17 protein-coding genes and 2 other annotated features are annotated in these 21,220 nt (G+C 29.3%); of the genes, 6 read left to right on the plus strand and 11 right to left on the minus strand.

From position 1 onward, the window contains the following. From ACY1IQ_RS11915 to ACY1IQ_RS11935, 5 genes are all read left to right on the plus strand, one after another. Window positions 1-507, plus strand: a 507-nt coding sequence (locus ACY1IQ_RS11915) for a hypothetical protein (RefSeq protein WP_461614127.1), incomplete at its 5' end; no start/stop codon positions are given. A 74-nt stretch (window positions 508-581) separates the two neighbouring features. Next, window positions 582-1,157 (plus strand): hypothetical protein, encoded by a 576-nt coding sequence (locus tag ACY1IQ_RS11920; RefSeq protein WP_461614128.1) that lies wholly within the window; start codon window positions 582-584, stop codon window positions 1,155-1,157. Window positions 1,158-1,255: 98 nt separating this feature from the next. Continuing rightward, window positions 1,256-1,705, plus strand: coding sequence for a hypothetical protein (locus ACY1IQ_RS11925; protein WP_461614129.1), 450 nt, complete (start codon window positions 1,256-1,258; stop codon window positions 1,703-1,705). Window positions 1,706-1,991: 286 nt separating this feature from the next. Then, entirely contained in the window at window positions 1,992-2,216 is a 225-nt protein-coding gene (locus ACY1IQ_RS11930; RefSeq protein ID WP_461614130.1) for a hypothetical protein, read from the plus strand. A 142-nt stretch (window positions 2,217-2,358) separates the two neighbouring features. Next, on the plus strand, window positions 2,359-6,714 hold the full coding sequence (locus tag ACY1IQ_RS11935) for a hypothetical protein (protein ID WP_461614131.1): 4,356 nt from the start codon (window positions 2,359-2,361) through the stop codon (window positions 6,712-6,714). Between the two features lie 314 nt (window positions 6,715-7,028). Here the strand turns inward: ACY1IQ_RS11935 and ACY1IQ_RS11940 are convergent, their stop codons facing one another. The 11 genes from ACY1IQ_RS11940 to ACY1IQ_RS11990 form a co-directional block, all read right to left on the minus strand. Continuing rightward, complete coding sequence (locus ACY1IQ_RS11940; RefSeq protein WP_461614132.1) at window positions 7,029-8,036, minus strand: proline racemase; 1,008 nt, start codon at window positions 8,034-8,036, stop codon at window positions 7,029-7,031. A 3-nt stretch (window positions 8,037-8,039) separates the two neighbouring features. Beyond that, a complete protein-coding gene (locus ACY1IQ_RS11945; protein WP_461614133.1) occupies window positions 8,040-8,510 on the minus strand; it encodes a glycine/sarcosine/betaine reductase component B subunit in 471 nt (156 codons plus the stop codon). A gap of 20 nt (window positions 8,511-8,530) precedes the next feature. Continuing rightward, window positions 8,531-9,289 carry a proline reductase cluster protein PrdD gene (prdD, locus tag ACY1IQ_RS11950; RefSeq protein ID WP_461614134.1) on the minus strand — a complete coding sequence of 253 codons (759 nt, stop codon included), beginning with the start codon at window positions 9,287-9,289 and terminating at the stop codon, window positions 8,531-8,533. A 142-nt stretch (window positions 9,290-9,431) separates the two neighbouring features. Then, window positions 9,432-10,157: a D-proline reductase (dithiol) protein PrdB gene (prdB, locus tag ACY1IQ_RS11955; protein ID WP_461614135.1), complete on the minus strand. Its 726-nt coding sequence runs from the start codon at window positions 10,155-10,157 to the stop codon at window positions 9,432-9,434. Window position 10,158: 1 nt separating this feature from the next. After that, the gene (locus ACY1IQ_RS11960) at window positions 10,159-10,410 is read right to left on the minus strand and encodes a CBO2463/CBO2479 domain-containing protein (RefSeq protein WP_461614136.1); all 252 of its coding nucleotides are present in this window, start codon (window positions 10,408-10,410) and stop codon (window positions 10,159-10,161) included. A 24-nt stretch (window positions 10,411-10,434) separates the two neighbouring features. Then, on the minus strand, window positions 10,435-12,546 hold the full coding sequence (gene prdA / locus ACY1IQ_RS11965; protein WP_461614137.1) for a D-proline reductase (dithiol) proprotein PrdA: 2,112 nt from the start codon (window positions 12,544-12,546) through the stop codon (window positions 10,435-10,437). Between the two features lie 101 nt (window positions 12,547-12,647). After that, window positions 12,648-13,940 carry a proline reductase-associated electron transfer protein PrdC gene (gene prdC / locus ACY1IQ_RS11970; protein ID WP_461614138.1) on the minus strand — a complete coding sequence of 431 codons (1,293 nt, stop codon included), beginning with the start codon at window positions 13,938-13,940 and terminating at the stop codon, window positions 12,648-12,650. A gap of 261 nt (window positions 13,941-14,201) precedes the next feature. Then, window positions 14,202-15,983: a sigma 54-interacting transcriptional regulator gene (locus ACY1IQ_RS11975; RefSeq protein ID WP_461614139.1), complete on the minus strand. Its 1,782-nt coding sequence runs from the start codon at window positions 15,981-15,983 to the stop codon at window positions 14,202-14,204. A gap of 275 nt (window positions 15,984-16,258) precedes the next feature. Next, window positions 16,259-16,798: a phosphatase PAP2 family protein gene (locus ACY1IQ_RS11980; protein WP_461614140.1), complete on the minus strand. Its 540-nt coding sequence runs from the start codon at window positions 16,796-16,798 to the stop codon at window positions 16,259-16,261. A gap of 246 nt (window positions 16,799-17,044) precedes the next feature. After that, window positions 17,045-18,229, minus strand: coding sequence for an SH3 domain-containing protein (locus tag ACY1IQ_RS11985; RefSeq protein ID WP_461614141.1), 1,185 nt, complete (start codon window positions 18,227-18,229; stop codon window positions 17,045-17,047). A gap of 18 nt (window positions 18,230-18,247) precedes the next feature. After that, complete coding sequence (locus tag ACY1IQ_RS11990; RefSeq protein ID WP_461614142.1) at window positions 18,248-18,376, minus strand: hypothetical protein; 129 nt, start codon at window positions 18,374-18,376, stop codon at window positions 18,248-18,250. 309 nt (window positions 18,377-18,685) lie between these two features. Next, window positions 18,686-18,894 (plus strand) — a binding site (T-box leader). A 68-nt stretch (window positions 18,895-18,962) separates the two neighbouring features. Next, window positions 18,963-19,173 (plus strand) — a binding site (T-box leader). A gap of 109 nt (window positions 19,174-19,282) precedes the next feature. Between ACY1IQ_RS11990 and thrS the strand changes: the two genes are divergently transcribed. Further along, window positions 19,283-21,190: a threonine--tRNA ligase gene (gene thrS / locus ACY1IQ_RS11995; RefSeq protein WP_461614143.1), complete on the plus strand. Its 1,908-nt coding sequence runs from the start codon at window positions 19,283-19,285 to the stop codon at window positions 21,188-21,190. Window positions 21,191-21,220: the final 30 nt, after the last annotated feature.

Consider the following 21,220-nt stretch of genomic DNA (forward strand, 5'->3'; position numbering starts at 1 on the left):
GAAAATTATATTATGAGTACTGAGAAAATGAAAATTGATGAAATAAAACTAGAAATAGGACAAGCTTCTAAAAAAAACCAGGAAAATTTAAGCAATGAAGAAAGAAAAGAAGCTAAACTAGCTGAAAAAAAATTAAAATTAGATAAAGAAAATGAAATAATTATGAACGAGATAAAAGATTCTGTGAAAAAACTTACTGACAAAAAACTTGCACTTGAAAAAGAACTTGCAGAAACTGAAGAAAAGCTAGCAGAGCTAAAAAGAAAAGAAGATGCTTTAAATGAAGAAAATTCAAAATTAGCTAAAGAAAATGAAGATAAATTAATGAAGCAACAACTAAAAGAAGATAAGTTAAATAAGAAAAAACTAAAATTAGATGAAAAAAAAGAAAAGAAATTAATGAAAAAAAGTGAAAAGGAAGATAGATTAAATAAAAAAAGAGAAGAAAAATTAATGAAAGAACAAAAAAAAGAAAATTTATCAGATAAAGATGCTGTAGAGAAGTAATCTAAAATGCGTCAATTGCTTTTAAAATATATGAAATTTAAACTAGGGAAACAATTTTAGGAGGGAATATTAATATGGCTAATAAACAAATAAAAAATTCTGAAAATATAATTGATAAAACAAATCTTGAGATAGAAAAAGATCTTATAGAAACTGAAGAAAAACTAAGAAAATTAAAGAGAGAAGAAGATAAGCTAAATGAAAAAAATTTAAAATTGGCTAAAAAGAATGAAGATAAAATAATGAAACAACAAAGAAAAGAAGAAAAGTTAAATGAAAAAAATCTGAAACTAGATGAAAAAAATAAAAAGAAACTAATGAAAAAAAATGAAAAAGAAGCTAAGTTAAATAAAAAAAATGAAGAGAAGATGTTAAAAGAGCAAAAAAAAGAAGCTAAATTAAATGAAAAGGATAAAGAACAACCAATTAAAGAACAAAAGCCAGAAAAACTCTCAAGCGAAAAAATTAAAGAACAGCCAATTAAAGAGCAAAAACCTGAAACACTCTTAAACGAAAAAATTAAAGAACAACCAATTAAAGAGCAAAAACCTGAAACACTCTCAAACGAAAAAATTAAAGAACAACCAATTAAAGAGCAAAAGCCTGAAAAACTCTCAAACGAAAAAATTAAAGAACAATCAATGAAATAACAAAAATAAGAAAAGTTATTAAATGAAAAATATTTATAAATAATATAAAGCGCAACAGCTAGCTTTAAAATGTATTAAATATTAGGAGGTAATATTAAATGGCTAATAATGAAATAAAAGAAACAAATATTGTTGAAAATAAAAATTCTAAGGATATGGTTAATAATGCAAATCCTGAAATAAATGAAATTCCTATAACCCCTGAAGAAATGCTTAAAATATTAGAAAGAAAAGAAGAAAAATTAAAAGAAAAAATGTTAAAACTAGCTAGAAAAAATGAAGAAAAATTAATGAAACTACAAGGAAAAGAAGAAAATGAAAAAATGCTAAAACTAGCTAAAAAGAATGAAGAAAAATTAGCGAAGCTAAAAAGAAAAGAAGAAGAACTAAAGGAAATGAGAATGAACCTAGATAAAGCAATTAAAGATGGAAATGGCACTGCAAATCAAATCGCTAATTCAAACCCATATAGAAATAAGGCAGCTAATTATCACTCTCACCATTCTCATAATAATCATCATTACAGCAATCAAGATGATTTAGCATAGACCTTATTGATGATTCTAACGTTTATAACTATTCAATTCTAGATAATAGCCATTATGAAAATGGCTATTATAAAACGTAGCCGCTAGCTTTAAAATGTATTAAATATTAGAAGGTAATATTACTCTGGCTAACAATGAAATAAAAATAAAAGAAACAAATATTGATGAAAATAAAAATCCTAAGAATACGGTTAATAATATAAATACTGAAATAGACGAGACTCCTATAACTCCTGAAGAAATGCTAAAAATACTAGAAAGAAGAGAATAAAAATTAAAAGAAAAAATGTTAAAACTAGCTAGAAAGAATGAAGAAAAACTAGTGAAACTAAAAAGAAAAGAAGAAGAACTAAAGAACAAAAAAATGAATCTAGATAAAGAATTTAAAGATGGAAATAACACTGCAAATCAAACTGCTAATTCAAACCCATATAGAAATAAGACGTCTAATCATCACTCTCACTATTCTCATAATAACCATCATTACAGTAATCAAGACGATTTAGAGTAGAGCTTATTGATGACTCTGACGCTTATAGCTATTCATCTTTAGATAATAACCATCATAAAGATGACAATTATAGAGCGTAGCACACTTTAAAGTGTATTAAATTCAAGCTGCGCAAATAATTTATTAGGAGGTAAATATTAATATGGCTAATAATGAAATGAAAATAAAACAAGACGATTTAGCTATAGATCTTATTAATGATTCCGATGTTTATAGCTATTTAGCCTTAGATAGCGGTATGGATAATACCAATGATAATGACACTGGCAATAATAACGACAACCGCAATGATAATGATAACAACAACGAAAATAATAACGACAACGATAATGATAATGACAACCACAACGAAAATGACAACGACAACGATAATGACAACCACAACGAAAATGATAACGACAACGATAATGATAATGACAACCACAACGAAAATGACAACGACAACGATAACGATAATGACAACCATAACGAAAATGACAACGACAACGACAATGATAATGACAACCACAACGAAAATGATAACGACAACGACAACGATAACGATAATGACAACCACAACGAAAATGATAACGACAATGACAATGATAACGACAATGACAACCACAACGAAAATGATAACGACAACGACAACGATAACGATAATGACAACCATAACGAAAATGATAATGACAACGACAACGATAACGATAATGACAACCATAACGAAAATGACAACGACAACGATAACGATAATGACAACGACAATGACAACCATAACGAAAATGATAATGACAACGATAATGACAACAACAACGATAATGACAATGACAATGATAATGACAACCACAACGAAAATGATAACGACAACGATAACAATAATGACAACCACAACGAAAATGATAACGACAACGATAACGATAATGACAACCACAACGAAAATGATAATGACAACGACAATGATAACGATAATGACAACCACAACGAAAATGATAATGACAACGACAATGATAATGACAACCACAACGAAAATGATAACGACAACGATAACGATAATGACAACCATAACGAAAATGATAACGACAACGATAACGACAATGACAACCATAATGAAAATGATAACGACAACGACAATGACAATGATAACGACAACCATAACGAAAATGATAACGACAATGATAATGATAATGACAACCATAATGAAAATGATAACGACAATGACAATGATAATGATAATGACAACCATAACGACAATGATAACGACAACGATAATGACAACCATAACGAAAATGATAACGACAACGACAACGATAACGACAATGACAACCATAATGAAAATGATAACGACAACGACAATGACAATGATAACGACAACCATAACGAAAATGATAACGACAATGATAATGATAATGACAACCATAACGAAAATGATAACGACAATGATAATGACAACCATAACGAAAATGATAACGACAATGATAATGATAATGACAACCATAATGAAAATGATAACGACAATGACAATGATAATGATAATGACAACCATAACGAAAATGATAACGACAATGATAACGACAACGATAATGACAACCATAACGAAAATGATAACGACAATGATAACGACAACGACAATGATAACGACAACCATAATGAAAATGATAATGATAACGACAACGATAATGACAATCATAATGAAAATGATAATGATAACGACAACGATAATGATAACGACAATGACAATGATAATGACAACCATAACGAAAATGATAATGACAATGATAACGACAACGATAATGATAACGACAATGACAATGATAATGATAACGACAATGATAACGATAATGACAACGATAATGATAATGACAATGACAACGATAATGATAACGATAATGACAACGATAATGATAACGACAATGATAATGACAACGACAACGATAACGACAATGATAATGACAACGATAACGACAACGATAATGATAATGACAATGATAACGACAATGATAACGACAATGACAACGACAATGATAACGACAATGATAACGACAATGATAACGACAATGACAACGACAATGATAACGACAATGACAACGATAATGACAACAATAATGATAATGACAATGACAACAATAATGATAATGACAATGACAACGATAATGATAACGACAACGATAATGATAATGACAATGATAATGACAACGATAACGATAATGACAATGATAATGATAATGATAATGACAATGACAATGATAACGATAATGACAACAATAATGATAATGACAACGATAATGATAACGACAACGATAATGACAACCATAACGAAAATGATAACGACAATGACAACGACAATGATAACGACAACGATAATGACAATGATAATGAAAATAAAAACGACAATGATAACGACAATGACAACGATAATGATAACGACAATGATAATGACAATGATAACCATAATGAAAATGATAACGACAACGACAACGATAACGATAATGATAACGACAATGATAATGATAATGACAATGATAACCATAATGAAAATGATAACGACAACGACAATGACAACGATAATGACAATGATAACCATAATGATAATGACAACGACAACGATAATGACAATGATAACCATAATGACAATGATAATGACAATGATAACGACAATGACAATAAAAACGAAAATGATAATGACAACGATAATGACAACGACAACGATAATGACAATGATAACCATAATGAAAATGATAACGACAATGATAATGATAACGACAATGACAATGATAACCATAATGAAAATGATAACGACAACGACAATGATAATGACAACGACAACGATAATGACAACGACAATGATAACCATAATGAAAATGATAACGACAACGACAATGACAATGATAATGACAACCATAACGAAAATGATAACGACAATGACAATAAAAACGAAAATGATAATGACAACGATAATGATAATGACAACGACAACGATAATGACAATGATAACCATAATGAAAATGATAATGATAATGATAACGACAATGACAATGATAACCATAATGAAAATGATAACGACAACGACAATGATAATGACAACGACAACGATAATGACAACGACAATGATAACCATAATGAAAATGATAACGACAACGACAATGACAATGACAATGATAATGACAACGATAATGACAATGATAACGACAATGACAATAAAAACGAAAATGATAATGACAACGATAATGATAATGACAACGACAACGATAATGACAATGATAACCATAATGAAAATGATAACGACAATGACAATGATAACCATAATGAAAATGATAACGACAACGACAATGATAATGACAACGACAACGATAATGACAACGACAACGATAACCATAATGAAAATGATAACGACAACGACAATGACAATGATAATGACAACGATAATGACAATAAAAACGAAAATGATAATGACAACGATAATGATAATGACAACGATAATGACAACGACAACGATAATGACAATGATAATGATAACGACAATGACAATGATAACCATAATGAAAATGATAACGACAACGACAATGATAATGACAACGACAACGATAATGACAACGACAATGATAACCATAATGAAAATGATAACGACAACGACAACGACAATGACAATGACAATGATAATGACAACGATAATGACAATGATAACGACAATGACAATAAAAACGAAAATGATAACGACAACGACAATGACAATGATAATGACAACGATAATGACAATGATAACGACAATGACAATAAAAACGAAAATGATAATGACAACGATAATGATAATGATAACCATAATGAAAATGATAACGACAATGATAATGATAACGACAATGATAATGATAACCATAATGAAAATGATAACGACAACGATAATGATAACGACAACGATAATGACAATGATAACCATAATGAAAATGATAATGACAACGACAACGATAATGACAATGATAATGAAAATAAAAACGAAAATGATAACGACAATGACAACGATAATGATAACGACAACGATAATGACAATGATAACCATAATGAAAATGATAATGACAACGACAACGATAATGACAATGATAATGAAAATAAAAACGAAAATGATAACGACAATGACAACGATAATGATAACGACAACGATAATGACAATGATAACCATAATGAAAATGATAATGACAACGACAACGATAATGACAATGATAATGAAAATAAAAACGAAAATGATAACGACAATGACAACGACAATGACAACGATAATGACAACGATAATGATAATGATAACGATAATGAAAACGACAATGATAACGAAAACGACAATGATATAGATATTAGCAATGACTTTACTGTTACTAACGATAACAATAGTAATATTACCTTTAATCCAGTATTCTCACCAAAAATTATTATTAAAATAAATGGCAAAGATATTGAAGCAGAATGGTCTAAAGATGAGTTTGATAGAGAATATGATGAATATAATCACTTTAAAAAACGTAAAAAAGAATAAAAATTAGTATAATCTAATAATTTTTATAAAACTTCATTAATATTTAACCTCTATTTCTATTTCCATTTCCAAACTTTTGGTATAATATTTTTTTAATTTTATAATTTTAGACATGAAAATAGTCAATATTCTTGTTCTAATATTATTATTGTAAAGTAATAAATTAGAACGGAATATTGACTATATTTATGATTATACTAGTATGGTAACATTAAATTCTAATTAATATTTTAGTATTACATTAAAAAATTCTTATACATGCTTTAGCAAAAGTAGATGTCTTTTTCTTCTACACTTTAATAAAATACCTTCTATTAAGAAAGTTTAAATCCAAATTTTACTGGGTCTTTATCATCAATTACAAAGTGGTTGAATCCTGTAATATATGCACTTGCGGTTATTTCAGGTATTATCGCTGGGTGTTCCCCTACTTTAGTTTCTCCAATAACTTTTCCTCTGAACATAGTTCCTAAAATGCTCTCATATATAAACTCTTCTGACATTTTTAGCTTTCCTTTTGCATATAAAGCTGCCATTTTAGCACTTGTTCCTGTTCCACAAGGAGATCTATCTAACTGACCTTCACCAAATACAACTACATTTTGAAGTGTGGCATTAGGGTTTTTAGGTGGTCCATATATTTCTACTAAATCTACTGTATTTATATGTGGTAAAGTTGGATGCTTTATTTCTACTGTTTTATTGATTATATCTCTTATCATTACCCCCGCTGCACTAAGCTTTGTAGAATTATTAGGACTAATATCTATCCCTAGTTCTTCTGCCTTAACAAGTGCAAAAAAACTTCCTCCAAAAGCTATATTTACTATTACTTTTCCTATTTGTGGCACTTCTATTTCTATTCCTTCTTTATATAGAAATGATGGAACATTAACTATGGAAGTTTCAATAGCCTTTCCATCTTCAACTTTTACCCTTGCTTTAATTAACCCCGCTGGTGCTTCTAAAACTATATCAGTATATGGTTCCTTAATATCAACCATACCTGTTTCAACAGCTATAGTTGCAGCACCTATAGATCCATGACCACACATGTTTAAATATCCTCCAGCATCCATAAATATTATTCCAAGATCAGCTTCTTTAGATACTGGCTGAGTTATTATAGAACCAAACATATCTTTATGTCCTCTTGGTTCAAGCATTATAGCTGTTCTTATGTAATCCATGTGATTTTCTAAATAAGCTTTTTTCTCTGGCATAGTATCCCCTTTTATTACTGGAACTCCACCTACAACTATTCTAGTTGGCTCCCCCATAGTATGAGAGTCTATAGCTTGAATAGATTTTATAAATTTCATGATTTACTCCCCCATTTTTCTCATCTTTAATTTTAAAAAAGCCAATGCTTTTCTACTGTCTAAAGTTGAAACATTATTTTCACCTACAACTTCTGTTTCTATCCCCTCTTTTGACTTATTAAAATCAACTATAGTATCCATATATTTATTAGTAACTACAAATTTAGCTTGAGTTCCAATAAAACTTAATCCTACAACAGGAATATTTCTTTTCCCTATTTCTTCAATGGTATTAGCAAAATCAACATGACTATTCCCCCAGCCATCTACAGAAATTATTGCTCCATCCGCTCTCATAGCTTCTACCCATGTAGCTACCCTTTGCCCAACAAATACTTTATCTTCGTTAGCCTGTGGGGTTCCAACTATAATTATTCCTAGTAAATCTACATCTTCATCATTAGCTATTAAGTCAATTAATGTATCCCTAAAATGATGCAGCGTAGTCTCTTTTGTCGACGGTCCTACTCCCATAATTAAACTCCTCCTAAACATTAATGCATTGCCCTTAAAGCTCCATCTCTATATTCATTAGGTGATACAATTATAGGAATGTTTCCCATATCAATTATTGACCTACCTCCAATTGTTCCACAGGGTTCATTTCCAAATAAACAAGTATCATACATTGCACCTTGTCCAGCAACTTGTTTTATAATTACTACCTTTTTTCTATCTTTTTTGACTTTATCATAATACTCATACCTTTCAGTAGAAAGCCTTCCATTGAGTATTTTTAAACTTTCCCTTATCTCTTGTACTACTAGATCACAACATCTATGAACTTCGGTTATGGACTGCCTATAAGCACCCATGCCAGACTTTAAAATAAAATCCATCTGTATGATAATATCTTCTGTTCTTGGAGTACCAGCTCTATTAAATTTAACTTGTTCATTAAGTATACCTTCTGATGATCCAAACTCTGCAACCTGTACACCTACTTCGTCTACACCATTAACCATAACTATAGTTCCCGTAAGCACGTGAGTTATTCCTTCTCCTATATTACCTAGAACCTTAGTGGCAATTGGAGAAAAATCCATAATAGAATTTACAAAAATATCTCTATCCTGTGGGAGAATTATATTTAATTTTATATCTCTAATGTATTCTTTGTTAAAGGATATATTACTTAGCTCTTCTCTTAAATATAAAATTCCTTCTTCTATATAAGTTCTAGTAGAAAATTTAACTTCTTTAATATGAAAAGTTTTAATTATTAATTTTCTTAATTCTTTATAATCACTCATAAAACTCACCATTTTTAATAATATTAGATTTTAATTATATTTTAAAATCACAACTAAATGAAATTTTTACTTGTCATTCCTTTTTGATACCTTAATTAACTATAAATACCGACTTCCTTAAAAGAAAGTCGGATTTTATATTCTAAACTTTAGCTATATACTCATATGGAAGACTTACTATTTTTCCTGGAGTATCTATAATTATTAACTGTTTTAATGTATCTTTTAATATATTTCTTTGCATTTCTTTATTATTTGGTTCACCAGCATTAGCCCCCATTGGTACAAGTGGAGCCACAGATCTTGGCGTTCCTGTTTGTCTTACAACAGGTGGTAATGCAGCTATACAAATTGTAGGAATCCCTGATTCCTCTATCGCTCTCTGTACTAATACAGCGGAACGATGACAAGTTCCTCAACCTGCAGTTAATACTACAGCGTCTACTCCTTCTTCTTTTAACATTTTTGCTATTGCTGGTCCTGTTTCATTAGAAAACTTCTCTTGATTTCCACCGCCACCCATGAATCCAATGTGTATTGATGAAATTTCTTTTATGAATCCCTCTTCTTTTAATTCTTTTAATCTATCTATAGGAAACATACAGTTTATATCTTTATTAACATCACCATTATCATATCCCCCATGTGATACCATAAGATCAGATGATGAAGTATCTCCTGGTATTATTCTATAAGTAAAATCTCCAGCTAAGTTAAATCTTTTATCTGTCTTTAAGTGAACTCCTGCCGCAGTTGCAAAAGCTATCTTCATATCTTTAAGCTCTTTTGTAACAGGTGACCATACTGGTGGTGGTGTTATAGGTACAAATATTTCTGATTGTAAATTCTTAACAACAGAATAATCCATATTACTTTCCCGCCTTTCTATTTCTTTTCTCAATATTACTTACATATTTTTCATTTGCTTCTTCTGATAAAACCTCTGGAAAACTCATTTTAAACCCAACTTCTTGTCCTAGTTTAAGAGGGTAATTTGTTATAAGCATCCTCATAGGTATCTTCATATAACCAAGCCTTCCTTTTAAATCAATTCCAACGGCTCCATCCTGTATTTCTACTATTATTCCTTGCATTTCAATAATTTTATCTCCGTATTGCATCTTTTACCTCATTACATAAAATCACTATTTTGTAGCATATTTTTCTAGTCTTTTTTGACTCATAGGTATTGAAGTTTCATTTTCTACTCTATCAACTTTTATATCATAAGCTTTTTCAATTTCATCCAAGTTAGATTCCTTAACATTTGGATTCCATTTTCTTTCAGCAGCTTTAACTTCCTCACCGGTCATAGCGGACTTAACCATAGCTAATGCTCTTATGGCATCTTCTTTGCAAAGGGTATTACAGGAGAGAACCTCATTTTCTATTCCTGCTTCTGACTTGTTATTATCAACCATATATTTCATATATTTATTACCAACAACTAGCGCTCCTTGCACAGCACAGAAAGACATACCAACACAAATTACTCCTCTCATTCCAATTTGCTCTATATGAGAAGCAAAATCTATATGATTGTTTCCAAAACCTTCTGTAGTAACTATAGCTCCATCTACATCCATAGACTCTACCATCATTCCTAATCTTTCAGACACATAGAATTTTTCAGAGTTAATTTGTGGAGAGCCTATGAAAATAACCCCTGCCAAATCTATTTCTTCATCTTTCATTGCTTCTATTACTAATGGTTCCCTAAAATAATGCCTTGAACACTCTTTAGATGCTGGCCCTATACAAGTTAATGCATGTATACCTCCATCTAATACTTCCAATGGTGACAACATTACAGGAACATTTCCAAGGTCAACATTTGGTTTCCCTCCAAGAACCCCAACTGGCTCCACTGGCAAAATTAAATTATCATGCATTGCACCTTGTCCCATTATCTCTTTAACTATAACCAATTTTTTCTTTCCTGGTCTTCTATATTGAACTAATTCTTCAGTATTAACTACTAAACTTTCATCTAAATCCTTCAGTGCCATTCTTATTTCTTGAGTTATAAAATCCGTTGCTTTATGTGCTGCTAATGGTCCTGGTCTTTCCATATTAGTACCTCTAGCTATAACTACTTCTGTTTTTATAAAAATTTCACCCTTATCTGGAGCACCTGGCCTTCCCCACATTATATTTTCTTCTAATATACCTTCTGATGAACCAAATTCACCTATTTGTACTCCATCTTCATCAGTTCCAGTAACCATTACAATTACTCCATCTAATATCCTTGTAATCCCTGTACCTAGTTTTGAGTCTCCTTCTTTTGTAGCTATTGGTTGTACGTCCATTATGGTTTCAGAGTAGATATTATATTTTTCTGGAGTTATTATATCTACTTTTATTGATTTAACTAACTCACTTTCATTTGCTGCATCTTCACAAATGTTTTCTCTTATATAAAGAGTTGTCCCTTCAATTTTAGTTTCTTGTCCAAACTTAACTTCATTTATTTTAAAGTGTTTTTTAGTTAGATTTCTTACTTTTTTAGGTTCTAAAATCACTTCTTTTATTTCACATTTATCTTCTATTTTTACTTCCTGTGTTTTAATATTTGATAATTGAGTCTTTGTAGTAGTCATTTTTGCTGGAGATTCTGCCATTGGTGCCATATTTAGCGGAACTTCAATATCAATTCCCTTACCTTCAGCTATTTTAATTTTAAGAACTCCACCATTAAAGCTTGTAATAGTTTCTGATTGATTTGATATTACTGCCTCATCATATCCCTCTAACATGTTTCCTGTAATTGGAGTTAATGCAACTGCATCAACTTTTAATTTTTTTCCTACAACTTCTCCTATAGTTAACACATCTTCTTTCAATCTTATAAGTAATGAATCTTCTAATTGCTCAAAATGCATTGGATTTTCTAAATCATCACTTGAAATAATTTGCCCTGACTTTTTATTAACTTTAAGTACTGCTTTAGCATTTTCATCTATACTTTCTTTTATTTTGCTTTTAGCACCTGTAGATAAGCTTTTAATCCCTTCTAATAAATCTGGAGTTAAAGGTGTTAATGAATCTATAGTTTTAATTAATCTAGCTCCTAACACTTCACCTATTTTAAAACAATTCTTTGGTATATTTAATAATCCTGAATCAACCATATCAGGGAAAATTTCTGGATCTTCTAAATTATCTGCTGAGATTATAGTTCCAGCTTCTGTTCTACAACATACAACCGCAACTTCGTCCTTTAAAGCTTCTGCATGTTCCTTACTCATTGACATAATCAAAGGCCTCCTTTTAATCTACTATTTTAATGTAGTTTTATAATTATGAATATTTAACAAATGTAGTCCTTATAAAATAACAAGTGAAAAATACATAATTAAAGTCTTCTAGTTAATTTGTGATCTACAGTTCTAAATATATGATCTGTATGATGATATACAGCTAAGCCAGCCTTAGGTCCACAGTTCATAACAGTGTTTGAGCAATCACTACAATTAGAAATCAATACTCTCTCCGCTTTAGCCTTTTTAAGGTCTAAAATTACAGCAGCCTGTCCTGGACAATCTCCAGGAGTTTTACATTTATTAGCACCTTTAACATTGACTATATTTTTACATTGTACTACTTTAACAACATTTGATTTCATTTTTTCTGCTAAATCTCTTAATCTTTCTTCATTTGCTCCACAAGCACAGACTAATAATCCTAAATTTCCTTTAAATTCAGGCAATTCTAAAGTTACTATAGCTCCTCCTGATATTTTTGTTACAGTAACTTCTTCAAGATCTTCTGCTTTTCCTGTATATGGTCCACCTATTACAAGTTCACCATATTCACCATCTATTCCACCGCACTGATCAATTAACTCCTTTATAGGAGTTCCTATAGGAATATCAAAAAATACTTTAGATTCTTTACCACTTTTTATCTTCCCAGCTATAGTTATATCTTTATCTATAACAGGTTTCTTATCTTCTACAGCTCTTGTTATATTTGCTAATGTTTCTGTATTCAATACAACACATTTTGCTGCTAACGGAAGCTCTGTTGGTTCTAACCATCTTCCAAAAATGCCATGAATTAAAGCTCTCTCTTCTCCCATAGGATAAATATCTTTAAGTTTTTTTATTTCTATGTTATCAATTCCATTTAGCTCTTTTTCAATAGAGGCAATAACCTTTTCATTTTTAGCCTTTATTCCTATGTATGCACCTTTAGCTTTAGTAGCTTCCATTGCATATTTTATTCCTTTTATAACTATTTGAGGATTTTCCTCTAAAAGTCTTATATTATGTTCTAATAATGGTTCACATTCTACACAGTTAGCTATTATATATCCATCTGGTATTTCAGCTTTAAGTTTTATATGAGTGGGAAATCCTGCTCCACCAGCCCCTACTATCCCAGCTTCAAATACAGTATCAGCAATATTTTTACATTCTTTAATCTTTACATAATCTTTGCTTTGATCTTTATCGCATAAAATTATTATTTCTCTATCTGTTATTTTAAAAATTTCACCATTAACACTACTGTGAATTTTAGCACCTAATCCCTTTGTAGGGTTGGCAATACATTCTCCTCTTTTTACTTTTTGTCCCTCTTTTACAAGAGGTTCACAAGCCTCGCCTACATGCATTTTTAAAGGAAATTTAAACATATTACTCATAGATTCCCCTCCTTTTCCTACTCTAATTTATCAGCAAAAATCATGCCAATATTATTAATATTATAAAAATTTATAGTTAACCATTGGAAAATAGCCCTAATAAATACAAAACACTTCATTAATAAATTTTATCTTTTTTACTTTTAGTCAAAAAACTGACATTTTTCTTGCTACGATTTTGTTAACCCCCTTGCAATATCCCATTATATAAAGATTTTCAATCATTATATATATGTCAAAAAAATAAACACACCTGTCGATTTATCGACAGGTATCTAACATATTATATTGTTTTAATTTATAATATAGTGTGCTTCTTTTTATTTTTAAAATTTCTGCTGCTTTAACTTTATTACCACCAGTAATATTCATAACTTCCCCTATTATTTCACTCTCCAAAGTTTTAACCATTTTTTCTAAGTTGTATTTATCATCTAAATCAATATCTTTATTTACAAAATATTTTTCATCTTCATAACTTAATATATATTTTGGAATACTATCTACTGATATACATTCTCCATTAGATAGTAAAACCATTCTTTGAATTACATTTTTTAGTTCTCTTATATTTCCTTCCCATTTATATGATGATAATATATTATAGATTCTATTATCTATTTCCTTTATCTCTATTCCCTCATTCTTTGATACTTGGCTAATAAATAAATTAATTAAGTCTTTAATATCTTCTTTCCGTTCTCTTAATGAAGGTAACTCAACTTGTACAATTGCTAATCTATAGAATAAATCATTTCTAAAAGTTTCTTCTTTAATAGATTTTTTTAAATCTTTATTAGTAGCTGCTATAATTCTTGCATTAGTATAAATAGGCTTACCGCTACCTAATTTATATATTACACCATCCTGAAGTACTCTTAAAAGTTTACTTTGCATGCCAAGAGGCATGTCCCCAATTTCATCTAAAAATAAAGTTCCGTTATTTGCAAATTCAAACATTCCCATTTTCCCTTTTTTAGTAGCACCAGTAAAAGCCCCTTCTACATAGCCAAAAAGTTCACTTTCTAAAAGATTTTCAGGTATAGCACTACAGTTTATTGCAACAAATTGTCCATTTCTTCCACTGGCTTCGTGAATTGCTTTCGCAAAAACTTCTTTTCCCGTTCCACTTTCTCCAGTAATAAGTACAGAAGCTGAGCTTGGTGCCACTTTTTGACAAAGATTTATGGCCTCAATTATCTTTTTACTCTTTCCTCCTATATAAGAAAAACTATAATTATTAGCAATTTCTTTATTATAGGCATTACTTAACATTTCTACTTTAGCATTAGCGCTTTCTAATTTTCTTGATAGCGATACAACTTCTGTTACATCTCTATCTGTAGATACTACTGCCACCATTTCTTTCTTGGAGTTATATATTGGAATTACACTTAAAATTACGGACTTTCCTTTCATAGGCTCATGCCTTATATTCTCTATAGCTTTTCCTTCTTTCAACACTTTAGGGATTAGCGGATTATTAAAATGTTCTGTAACTTTCAAGCCAATAATATCCTTAGCTTTAACCTTATACAGTTTTTCTGAACTTTTATTCCAATAAGTTACTATTCCATTAATATCACAAATACATACAGCTTCATGAATATTATCTAAAATATTATTTTGGAGATTAAATATCTCATCTACTTTTAAATAAAAACTATCTCTCAAATTATTGTTTGTTATTATTCCAATAATCTTATCCTTCTCCATTACCGGAAGACGTCCAATATTATTTAAGATCATAATATCTCTTGCATCTCTTGCAAATTTATAGGGATTTATAGTAACTACATCTTTTATAGCATAATTTATAATTTTATCTTCTAATAAATCTTTTTTCTCAGTACATATTTTTGCTAAATCTTTTCTAGTAAAAATACCCATTAACTTCTTTTTTTCATTAACTACTATAACTTCATCTAAATTCTGTGCTATCATCATATCTAAAACCTGTTTAACAGTGTCATTATAAAGAACCTCTTTAAATTCTATATTCATTATATCTTTTACTCTATAAAGTAATTCCCCAATGTTCATCTTCTTCTCCTACCACCCTTATAAATTCAATTAGCATTTATATAGTAAATCTATGTCCTTTAGTTACTATACAATACTACTAATTACTTTTAAATTAAAATTAAAAATATTACAATAATTTAACTAGCTTTAAGCTAGTTTTATATAAAATAAAAAATTGAGTAAAATTTATTTTTATATTAAATTAAAAATAAAATTTTATAAATTCGTATACTTAAATAAAATCGTGACAAAGTCACGATTTTATTTAAGCCTCCAAAATTCATAATAATTATTTAAACTTTATCTTTTCTTATTAAATTATACCCTAAAAGTATAATAAAGGCACTTAAAATTCCTACTAACATACCTACAAATACATCACTAGGATAATGAACATATAAATAAATTCTTGAAAAACCTATAAGTACAGCAAGCACTATAGGAATTATTTTGTATTGAGGTAATAATATAAATAATATTGTAGCTACTGCAAAAGATGATGAAGTGTGTCCTGACGGAAAGGAAAAAGATTTAGGTATGTGTATCAACGGATCTGATATAGGATACCTAATAATTGGTCTAACCCTTTCTACCACATTTTTTATTATACCTTCTGTTAAAATAGTACTTAATAATAAAGAACTAAGACAAAGAAGTCCTATATGTCTATAATCTTTTTTTAATAAGCATATTATAGATATAATTATCCATATAGCTCCTCCATCACCTAAATGAGTTATAATTGGCATTAGTTTATCAAATAATGGATTCTTCAATCCATGATGTATAAAATCAATTAGTATTTTATCAATAGCATGAATATTCTTAAGCATATTTAATCTTTTCTCCCATTTAAATTCTCATATAAGGTGTTTGAAAGAAAATAATAAACCAAAGATGTAATATATTTTATATCAAACAAGACATCAAGTTATACTCATAGTAATTCTATAAGTGATTATGACACCCTAGCATGATGCGAAATATACTAACATACTAGCTTGTTATTTTTTTAAGATTTTTAATATAATTTATAGTAAAATATATTATTATTATTTTACTATAAATTCTTAACTATGTTAACCAAAAATTTTTATTGTTTTGATAGCTCTTAAATAATTCTCTCCACCAGAAGTATAAATTAAAGTTAATGGTGTTACTGCAACTCCTTTAGCTGAAATATAGTATAAATCTCCTTTTTTCTCACTACATATTCTAGACACATAAAAACCTATAGTGTCATGTATTATAAAGTACTCATCATGATATTTACCTAAATAAATCACAACATGACCATCTAGATACATAAGACATCCTGGAGTCATCGTATCCAATACTTTTTTCTTTTCTTCAATAGTCATATTTTCTATGCACTTAGTTATTCCTATTGCCTTTTTCTCTTGCTGGGATGTATTTCTAGGAAGCATTAGTCCCATAGTCTTAAATACATCTACTACTAAACTGGAACAGTCTCTTCCAAAAAATTCTCCTCCCCATCCATATCTTTCTCCTAAGCATTTAAAACTTTGCCTTATAATATTCTCTTCTGTATAAGGTAAATATCCATAAGATACATCTTCGCTTCTTGAAATTAGTATTTGTGTAAACTTTAAACTTCCATCATAACACCTTATTGGAAGCCATACCACATAACTTCCGCAAGGATACATATCATAAATAGTTTCTAAAATATCTTCTTCTTTTACTAATGAAAATTTTACTCCCATATCTATAGGAATCATAGATATACTTTCATCAAAAGGATTATATCCAGTATAAATTCTTCTACCTGTAACTACTAAAAATTCCTTAGCTTTTGTATATTTTAATATAGGTTCCTTTTCTCCTATAGCAATATCTTTTCTTTTAATCCATCCTTTATACCCATATGTTTTTATAAAATACCATTCTTTATCTTTACTTTCATGTAAAATTACACAAGGATCGCAAATATTAATCGCCGTTTCCATTAATCTATCTAAGTCATAATCCTTTGGATTTTTAAAAATTCTATCATCTGTAGGATAAGATTTTATATGTGACCTTCTTGTAACCATCCCATACCGTATTAAATTTTTTTCTTTTATAGCTTCTAAATTTAAATTTTTACTTAATTTTAGAAAATATTCTTTTTCTAAAATAAGACCATTTTTATATCTAATTGTAGAATGAGGTTTACTTACAGATAAAATTAGGTTCCTTAATTCTTTCTCTTCGAGAAAATTTTGTAATAAAAATATATCCTCTATTATATTACTTTTCATAGATCTTTCATTATATTTTTATCTTTCATCATCGCATATTATTATTCTCTTTGAAGTATTACTATTATTTATCCAAAATTCAGGATATAACATTTCTGTTTTAACCCTAGCAACTTTTGAAGAAAATTGAGTAAACAGTACACTCACCTCTTTATATACATTTTTATTATATATTGTATTAATTCTTAATGGATTATAAAACCATTAATGGTAGATTAATATTTATTAATCTTAAAATAGATATATCTTTAAGATTGTAATTTATATAAAGAGTATTATTTTGTAATTTTAATTATTACGTACAAATTTTTATTATAGCCCTATATTTATAATATGCTTGCTAATTATGTTTCATGGAAATTGTTATTGACATGAAATTTATAAGTGATATAATATTATAAATATATATTTATAATATACAAATTTTAATATGCATATGATATTATTAAATAAATAATAAATGCAATGAAGAGAAGAGTAAGCTGCCTTACATTTACAGAGAGAGAATACATTAGCTGAAAGTATTCTTAAATAGAATCAGTTGAAAACCACCTCTGAGTGACTTTAATAAAGTCCGGATAAATCCGTTAAAATTTTAAAGTGGTATATCATAATTTTGATATGCAAATTGGGTGGAACCACGGGTATATTATCTCGTCCCTTTTCTAATTATTATAGAAAAGAGGCGTTTTTTTATTTATAAAGCTTTTATAGCTTATGAAAAATTATATATTAAAACACTATGAAGAGAAAAGTAAACTGTCTTACATTTACAGAGAGAGAATACATTAGCTGAAAGTATTCTTAAATAGAACCAGTTGAAGACCACCTCTGAGTGACTCTAATAAAGTCCGGATAAATCCGTTAAAATTTTTTAAAGTGGCATATTATAATATTGATATGCAATTTGGGTGGAACCACGGGAATACTCTCTCGTCCCTTTTCTAATTATTTATAGAAAAGCGACGAGTTTTTTATTTTTAAAAAATCTCATGCTTTGATGAGAATTATTTATAATTATTAATTATCAATTATTTTAGGAGGTAACAAAAAATGATTAGAATTACATTAAAAGACGGTTCAATAAAAGAATATGAAAACTCATTATCAGTTTTAGATATTGCTAAGGATATTTCTGAAGGTCTTGCAAGAGTAGCAACTGCTGGATTTATTGATAACAAAATTGTAGATTTACGTTGTATAGTTGATAAAGATTGTGATTTAAGCATTCTTACTTTTAATGATGTAGAAGGGAAAAATGCTTTTAGACACACAACAGCACATATACTAGCTCAAGCTGTTAAGAGATTATATCCTAATGCTCAACTCGCTATAGGTCCTTCAATTGAAGATGGTTTCTATTATGATTTTGATATAGAAAAACCATTTACTTCTGAAGATGTAGAAAAAATTGAAGATGAAATGAAAAAAATTATTAAGGAAGATTTAAAAATTGAAAGATTTGAGCTTCCTAGAGAGGAAGCACTTAAGTTAATGAATGAAATGAATGAACCTTATAAAGTTGAATTAATTAATGACTTACCTGAAGATTCTATAATTTCATTTTACAAACAAGGTGAATTTATAGATTTATGTGCAGGTCCTCATCTAATGTCTACAAAATATGTTAAAGCTATAAAATTGACAAAAATAGCTGGTGCATATTGGAGAGGAAATGAGAAAAATAAAATGCTTTCTCGTATCTACGGAACTTCTTTCACTAAAAAATCTGACTTAGATGAGTATTTAGAAAGAGTTGAAGAAGCTAAGAAACGTGACCATCGTAAACTTGGTAAAGAGCTTGAACTTTTTACATTGCTAGATGAAGGTCCTGGTTTTCCTTTCTTTTTACCTAAAGGAATGGAACTTAGAAATACACTTATAGACTTTTGGAGAGAAATTCATAAAAAAGCAGGCTATAAAGAAATCTCCACTCCCATTATATTAAATAAGGATTTGTGGATTAGAAGTGGTCATTGGGATCACTATAGAGAAAACATGTACACAACAGAAATAGATGAAATGGATTATGCAATTAAACCAATGAACTGTCCCGGAGGAATGTTAGTATATAAAACAAGTCTTCACTCCTATAGAGATTTACCTCTTCGTATTGGTGAATTAGGTCTTGTACATCGCCATGAGTTATCTGGCGCATTGCACGGATTAATGCGTGTTCGTAACTTTACTCAAGATGATGCTCATATATTTATGCTTCCTGAGCAAATTAAAGATGAGATTAAAGGAGTAATAAGACTAATTGATGAAGTTTATGGAGTATTTGGATTTAAATATCATGTTGAACTATCTACAAGACCAGAAAATAGTATGGGCAGTGATCAAGAATGGAACAGAGCAACTGAGGCTCTTAGAGAAGCTCTTATAGAACTTGGATATAACTATAAGGTTAATGAGGGTGATGGTGCATTTTATGGCCCCAAGATAGATTTTCATCTCGAAGATTGTTTAGGACGTACATGGCAATGTGGTACAATACAACTAGATTTCCAACTTCCAGAAAGATTTGATCTTAATTATATAGGCTCAGATGGTGAAAAACATAGACCAGTTATGATACATCGTGTAGTCTTTGGAAGTATAGAACGTTTTATAGGAATTCTAACTGAACACTTTGCTGGTGCTTTCCCTACTTGGCTTTCACCTATACAAGCAAAAGTTCTTCCTATTTCTGAAAAATACAATAATTATGGTGAAAAGATAATAAATAAATTAAAAAGCTTTGGCATAAAAGTGGAAATGGACGAACGTACTGAAAAAATAGGATATAAAATTAGAGAAGCTCGTAATGAAAGAATTCCTTATATTTTGGTGGTAGGTGAAAAAGAAGCTTCTAAGAAGGAAGTATCTGTTAGAAGTCGTAAAAATGGTGAAGAAGGGAATATTTCTATAGACGATTTCATTGAGAAAGTCCTTAAAGAAATAAATAGTAAAGAGTTATAGAAAAATTTGCTATACAAAATTATCCTCAAT

The sequence above is a fragment of the Clostridium sp. Marseille-QA1073 genome (assembly GCF_054863625.1).